The sequence below is a fragment of the Stenotrophomonas sp. Steno-C15 genome (assembly GCF_056393265.1).
The window spans coordinates 308,486-315,041 of sequence record NZ_JBWJPF010000002.1 but is presented as its reverse complement, the minus strand read 5'-3'; the positions used below and the strand labels follow the sequence as shown (position 1 = coordinate 315,041).

4 protein-coding genes are annotated in these 6,556 nt (G+C 68.7%); 3 read left to right on the top strand and 1 reads right to left on the bottom strand.

Features of this window, described 5'->3' with window-relative positions; translation table 11 throughout:
* Window positions 1–292: 292 nt before the first annotated feature.
* Both asnB and AC06FB_RS03510 read left to right on the top strand, forming a co-directional pair.
* Window positions 293–1,984 carry an asparagine synthase B gene (gene asnB, locus AC06FB_RS03515; RefSeq protein ID WP_476342060.1) on the top strand — a complete coding sequence of 564 codons (1,692 nt, stop codon included), beginning with the start codon at window positions 293–295 and terminating at the stop codon, window positions 1,982–1,984.
* 82 nt (window positions 1,985–2,066) lie between these two features.
* On the top strand, window positions 2,067–3,455 hold the full coding sequence (locus AC06FB_RS03510) for a cation:proton antiporter domain-containing protein (RefSeq protein WP_053518340.1): 1,389 nt from the start codon (window positions 2,067–2,069) through the stop codon (window positions 3,453–3,455).
* A gap of 82 nt (window positions 3,456–3,537) precedes the next feature.
* Here AC06FB_RS03510 and AC06FB_RS03505 read toward each other — a convergent pair whose 3' ends face one another.
* Window positions 3,538–5,865 (bottom strand): penicillin acylase family protein, encoded by a 2,328-nt coding sequence (locus AC06FB_RS03505; protein ID WP_478053382.1) that lies wholly within the window; start codon window positions 5,863–5,865, stop codon window positions 3,538–3,540.
* Between the two features lie 126 nt (window positions 5,866–5,991).
* Between AC06FB_RS03505 and bfr the strand changes: the two genes are divergently transcribed.
* Entirely contained in the window at window positions 5,992–6,480 is a 489-nt protein-coding gene (gene bfr, locus AC06FB_RS03500; RefSeq protein ID WP_053518345.1) for a bacterioferritin, read from the top strand.
* Window positions 6,481–6,556: the final 76 nt, after the last annotated feature.

Here is a 6,556-nt window from a genome sequence, read left to right as displayed (position 1 = left end):
CCTGGTTGCCAACGCAACTGTTGCGCGGCCCCGGAAACCGGGTTAGGGTCGGGTCATGTCGATCCGCCTGGCCACCGCCGTCAACAACAACCGCAATAATCTGCGCGCGAATAATCGTGCGCGGCCGATGCGGGACTGCGCCCTGGGTAGATAGACAGCAACACACGCCCGGACACCAGAAAACCCGCATCGGCCGATGCGGGTTTTTTTGTGCCCGGGCGCAGCGCTACCCGGGCCTGGATGGCCGGTCGAACACCTTGCCCCTCGTAGAACCGACAACAGGAGTTCCCCCATGTGTTCGATCTTCGCAATCTTCGGCCTGCAGGCCGGTGATGATCTTCCCGCCCTGCGCCGGCATGCGTTGGAGCTGTCGCAGCGGCAGCGTCATCGTGGCCCGGACTGGAGCGGCGTCTACCTTGATGAAGGTGCACTGCTGGTGCACGAGCGGCTGGCCATCGTCGATCCGGCGGGTGGCTCGCAGCCGCTGTTGTCGGCGGACGGTCAGCTGGCGCTGGCGGTCAACGGCGAAATCTACAACCATCAGCTGCTCAAGGCCGCGCTGGCCCACCCCTACGACTTCCAGACCGGCTCGGACTGCGAGGTGATCAACGCGCTGTACCGGCAGGGAGGCTCGCCGTCCTGCTGGCTGGAGCAGCTCAACGGCATCTTCGCCTTCGCGCTGTGGGACCGCGATGCCGGTCGCGTACTGGTGGCGCGCGATCCGGTCGGCGTGGTGCCGCTGTACTGGGGGCACGACGCGCAGGGGCGCCTGCGGGTGGCCTCGGAGATGAAAGCGTTGGTGGATACCTGTGCCGACGTTGCCCAGTTCCCGCCGGGTCATTACTACGACAGTGCCAGTGGCGAACTGGTGCGCTACTACCAGCAGCCCTGGCGCGAGTATGCGGACGTTGAAGGGCGCCAAGCCGATCTGGCCGAGCTGCGACAGGCCTTTGAACATGCGGTGGAACGCCAGCTGATGAGCGACGTGCCGTACGGCGTGCTGCTGTCCGGTGGACTGGATTCGTCGCTGGTGGCCGCCGTCGCCGCCCGCTATGCCCGCCGCCGCATCGAGGATGGCGGCCAGAGCGAAGCCTGGTGGCCGCGCCTGCATTCGTTCGCGATCGGGCTGAAGGGATCGCCCGATCTGGCCGCCGCCGCCGTCGCCGCCGAAGCGCTGGGCACCGTGCACCACGGCTTCGAGTACACCTTCGAGGAAGGCCTCGACGTGCTCCCCGAGGTGATCCGCCATATCGAAACCTACGATGTCACCACCATCCGCGCGTCCACGCCGATGTTCCTGCTGGCACGGCGGATCAAGGCGATGGGGGTGAAGATGGTGTTGTCCGGCGAAGGCAGCGACGAGATCTTCGGCGGCTACCTGTACTTCCACAAGGCACCGGACGCGCGCGAATTCCACCAGGAGCTGGTGCGCAAGCTCGATGCCCTGCACAACTACGATTGCCTGCGTGCCAACAAGTCAATGATGGCCTGGGGCGTGGAGCCCCGCGTGCCGTTCCTGGACCGCGACTTCCTCGATGTGGCGATGCGCATCGACGCCGCGCACAAGATGGTCGGCAGCGGCTTCGGCGGTCGCCGTATCGAGAAGGCGGTGTTGCGTGAAGCGTTCGATGGCTATCTGCCGGACAGCATCCTGTGGCGCCAGAAGGAGCAGTTCAGCGATGGCGTCGGCTATGGCTGGATCGACGGATTGAAGGCGCACGCCGAGGCGCAGGTCAGCGACCGGGTACTGGCCGCCGCCGACAAGCGCTTCCCTCACAACCCGCCGCAGACCAAGGAGGCGTACTACTATCGCCACCTGTTCGAACAGTTCTTCCCGAGCAGGGCCGCGGCCGAAACGGTCCCGGGTGGAAAATCGATCGCCTGTTCCTCGCCGGCCGCGATTGCCTGGGACGCGAGTTTCGCCGCAGCGGCCGATCCGTCCGGCCGGGCGATTGCCGGGGTACACGAGCAGGCCCTGGCGTGACCGGCAGCGCCGGGCTACGCCCGGCGGGCGCTCAGCGTCGGCGCAGGCAAGGACGTATCATCGCCCCCCTGCACATTGGGGAATGTTCATGGACGTACAGAGCGAGGGCCGGGCGCCGCCGATGAAGTGGGGGTGGCGCTACGTGGCCTGGGCCGGGCTGCCGTTGCTGGCCGGCCTGCTGCTGGCGCGGTATGCCGGGCCGGCGGCGCCTGAAGCGGTCGCACGCGCCACGGTTGCCGACGAAGGCAGCTGGGCCCGGCATCTGTCATCGCCGCTGGGCCTGTTCCTGCTGCAGCTGCTGGTACTGCTGCTGGTGGCCAAGGGCGCGGGAGCGCTGCTCAAGCGCTTCGGCCAGCCGGCGGTGATCGGCGAAATGGCGGCAGGCCTGATGATGGGCCCGTTGGTGCTGGGCAGCCTGTTGCCGCAGTTGCATGGCGCGCTGTTCCCGGCGGCGTCGCTGGCGCCGTTGGGCCTGCTCAGCCAGCTGGGTGTGCTGATGTTTCTGCTGGTGGCCGGTGCCGAACTCGACCTGGCCGCACTGCGCGGACGACGGCGGTTCGCGTTCACCGTCAGCCATGCCGGTATCGCCGTGCCATTCATGCTGGGCGTGGCCCTGGCGATCTGGCTGTACCCGCAGCACGGTCCGCAGGGCGTGGGCTTCACGTCCTTCGCGCTGTTCGTCGGGATATCGATGAGCATCACGGCATTCCCGGTGCTGCTGCGGATCCTCGCCGATCGCGGCATCACCCATACGCCGCTGGGACAGACCGCCATTGCCTGCGCGGCACTCGGCGATGCCACGGCCTGGTGCCTGCTGGCGCTGATCGTGGCGGCTGCACAGGCCGGTGGCTGGCTGCCGGCAAGCCTCAACCTGCTGGGCGTGGTGGCCTTCGTGGTGCTGATGCTTGGCCTGGTGAGACCGTGGTTTGCCCGCCAGCAGGTCGTGGCAGGACGCGAAGGACGGTGGTTGCTGGGCATCCTGCTGTTGTCGCTGGCCAGTGCGCTGGTGACCGAGATGCTGGGCATCCATGCGTTGTTCGGTGCATTCGCTGCGGGCGTGGCGGTGTCATCCAATGCGCCGCTGCGCGCACTGCTGATGGCCCGCGTCGAGCCGTTCGCGGTGACCCTGCTGCTGCCCCTGTTCTTCGCCATGACCGGCCTGCGCATGCGCGCCGACGCACTGCACGCCGGCGACATCGTGCTGTGTCTGGTGGTGATCGCGGTGGCCACGGCCGGCAAGCTGCTGGGCACATTCAGTGCCGCCCGCAGCACCGGCCTGCCTGCCCGCGAGGCATGGCGGCTGGGAGCACTGATGAACACGCGCGGCCTGATGGAACTGATCGTGCTCAACCTGGGCTATGAGCTGGGTCTGCTCGGGGATCGCCTGTTCGCGGTACTGGTGATCATGGCACTGGTGACCACTGCGATGACCGGGCCGTTGTTGAACCTGATCGAGCGCCGCCGCACCTGAGCCGGTAGCGCCGGGCCATGCCCGGCGGCTTTGCTGTCCGTCCGCGCTGCGCGCTCGCCGGGCATGGCCCGGCGCTACCCCTCTATCTCGCCGGCACCAGCGTCATCACGTGCTGGGCCTTGCCCGGCAGGAACGGCGAGGGGCGGCCATGCACCCAGTCTTCGTGGCCCGCGCCCCAGTAGGGGGACAGCGGGTGGCCACTCTGGCCACCGGGCATGTGCACGATGCCGTCGGCTTCGTGACCGGGGGAGACCACCATCCGCTGCGAAGCACCGAAATCCGGGGCCTGCACCCGTGGCATGTCGTGGTCGCCGGGCAACGGCTCGGCCGGCATGCACAACGCGCGGCGTGCGAAGGCGGGCAGGGCGCGACTGACCGGGTGGCAGATCGACGCGGTGTTGCGCTCTCCCCAGCGGCGCTGGGCCAGCGGTCCCTGGCCGGCAAGATCTGTTTCCAGCTCACGTGCGGCCTTCGCCAGCAACGCATCCCAGCTGTCGATACCGGGTGGCAGCAGATGTGCCGGGCGCTGTTCCAGCATCGGCCAGACCACGCCTTCCAGCTCGGGCAGCCGCGGCGGCAGGTAGTCGGCGCCCAGCTGTGCGCGGGCAGGCGCGAGCAGCGCGCCTTCCACCGCATCAAGCACCTTGCCACGGAAGCCGCGGGTGATGCGATAGCTCACCGAGTCCACCGATGCCCGTCCTTCCCAGTGCGCATTGGCTGCATGCAGGCGCTGCAGTGCAGGGTCGCTGCTGTGTGCGGTGATCTGCTGCAGCAGCGCCCACCAGCGTTGCAGCATCACCGCGCGGTCATCGAGCTGGATCGCCAGCAGGTCGTGCTCATCGAAACGGTCCTGGACCGCCAGCAGGTCGCGGATCTGCCGCGCGCGGGCGCCAAGGTCGTAGCCGCCATTGCCGGCCACTGCCAGGGCGGCGCCGTCCAGCACGCGGCCGTTGGCGGTCCACAGACGGTGGTTGGCGGGATCGATCAGTGCGGGAGCAGCGTCGCTGCGCAGCGACCAGGGTGCGCAGGCGTCATTGCGCGCTGGCGCGTAGCCGGCCGCCGCACATCCGGGGCCACGGTCCGGACGGGCGCCGATCAGACGCCAGGCGATGCGCCCGCTGCGGTCGCCGATCACCAGGTTCTGTGCAGGAATGCCGGCGCGGTCGGCCACGCGCAGGGCCTGGTCCAGGTCGCCCGCGCGGGCCATGTCGGCGAAATCCAGGCGCACCGCGCCGGGCAGATGTGCGACCCAGCGCAGTGCGTCGCCGCTGCCATCGGCGTGGGTGTGCAGGATCGGCCCCCAGGCGGTCTCGCGCACCGGGAACACCACGTCATCCTGGCCGGCCACGGCGATGCGCTCTTCGTGCACCGTCACCGGGGCCGTGGCCGGTTCGTTGCGGAAATCCGCGGTGTCGATGTAGCTGTTGGTGAATCCCCAGGCGATGTGCCCGTTGCTGCCGACGATGACGGCCGGTAGACCGGGCAGCGAGAAGCCACTGATGTCGACCTGGCCACCGGCCGCCTGCGGATCGGGATAGCGCAGGCGCACGCGGAACCAGAGGCCGGGTGCACGCAGGCCCAGGTGCATGTCGTCGGCAACGATGGCACGGCCATCGGCAGTGAGGGCGCCGGCCACGGCGAAGTTGTTGCTGCCCACTGCGCCGGTTTCCACCGGCACGGGGGCGGGCGACGCGGCCAGCGTGCGCAGATCCAGTTGCCCTGCATCGGGCAGCAGGGCATTGCCGCGCGGCTCGCCGAACAGGGGCGCATCCCATTCGCTGCCCTGGTGCGCGATCAGCGCATGCAGCGCCGGTGGCACCACCGCCTGGATGCGGCTGAGCGCCAGTTCAGTCCGGTTGCCCGGATCCTGCAGATCGGCATACATGGCCAGCCCGGCCAGCACGCTGTCGCTGGCGGTCCACGGCTGCGGCGCCTGCCGCAGCAGCAGGTAGGCCCACGGGCGCACGGAGAGATCGGCCAGGCCCTGGTTGACCCCATCGACATACGCGTTCACCGCCGCGGCGTTGCTGCGCAAGGCGGCCTCCAGATGGGCGTCGGTCCGCGCGCGCAGGCGATGAACCCGCATGCGCTTGTCCACCTCGATGGCCTTCGGGCCGAACAGCGCGGCCAGTTCACCGGCCGCGCTGCGCCGCATCAGGTCCATCTCGAAGTAGCGCTCCTGTGCGTGGACACGGCCGAGCGCACGCATGGCGTCGGCCTGGCTGCCCGCGGTGATGGTGACCACGCCCAGCGCGTCGCGCTCGACAGTGACTGCTGCGCTTAGGCCGGGCAGGGCATGTTCACCTTCCAGATCGGCCAGGCTGCCGCGCAGCAGCAGCCACGCTGCCAGGGCCACCACCAGCAGGGTGGCGATCAGCACGCCGAGCAGCCAACGCCATGTACGTCGCATTGCAGGTCCTTTCCGAACGCCGGGGCCGATTGTAGCCGCAGGCGCAACTGCGACTGATTCCGATTAGATCACCGTATCCCGAAATGGGGCACCCTATGCCGCATCGATTCACAGGAGCCCCCCCCCATGAAAGGCAACCCGGACGTCATCGCCTGCCTGAAGGAACTGCTGCGCGGTGAGCTTGCCGCGCGCGACCAGTACTTCATCCACTCCCGCCGCTACGAGGACCAGGGCCTGTTCGCGCTGTACGAGCGCCTGAACCACGAGATGGAGGAAGAGACCCAGCATGCCGACGCGCTGCTGCGCCGCATCCTGTTCCTTGGCGGTGATCCTGACATGCGCCCGCACCTGACCGAGCCGGGTACGACGGTGGAGGAGATGCTGCAGAAGGATCTGGACACCGAGTACGCCGTGCGCAACAACCTCGCCGCCGGCATGAAGCTGTGCGAAGAGAAGGGCGACTACGTGAGCCGCGACATCCTGCTGGCGCAGCTGAAGGACACCGAAGAGGACCACGCCTGGTGGCTGGAGCAGCAGCTGGGCCTGATCAAGCGCATCGGCCTGGAGCTGTACCAGCTGAGCAAGATCGACGGCAGCGGCGCCCCGGCGCACTGAGCGAGTACCGTCGCCCGCCAGCACCGGAGCACCGCTCGCCAGCCTTCGCCCGCCAGCCGCTCCACCGCCCGCCAGC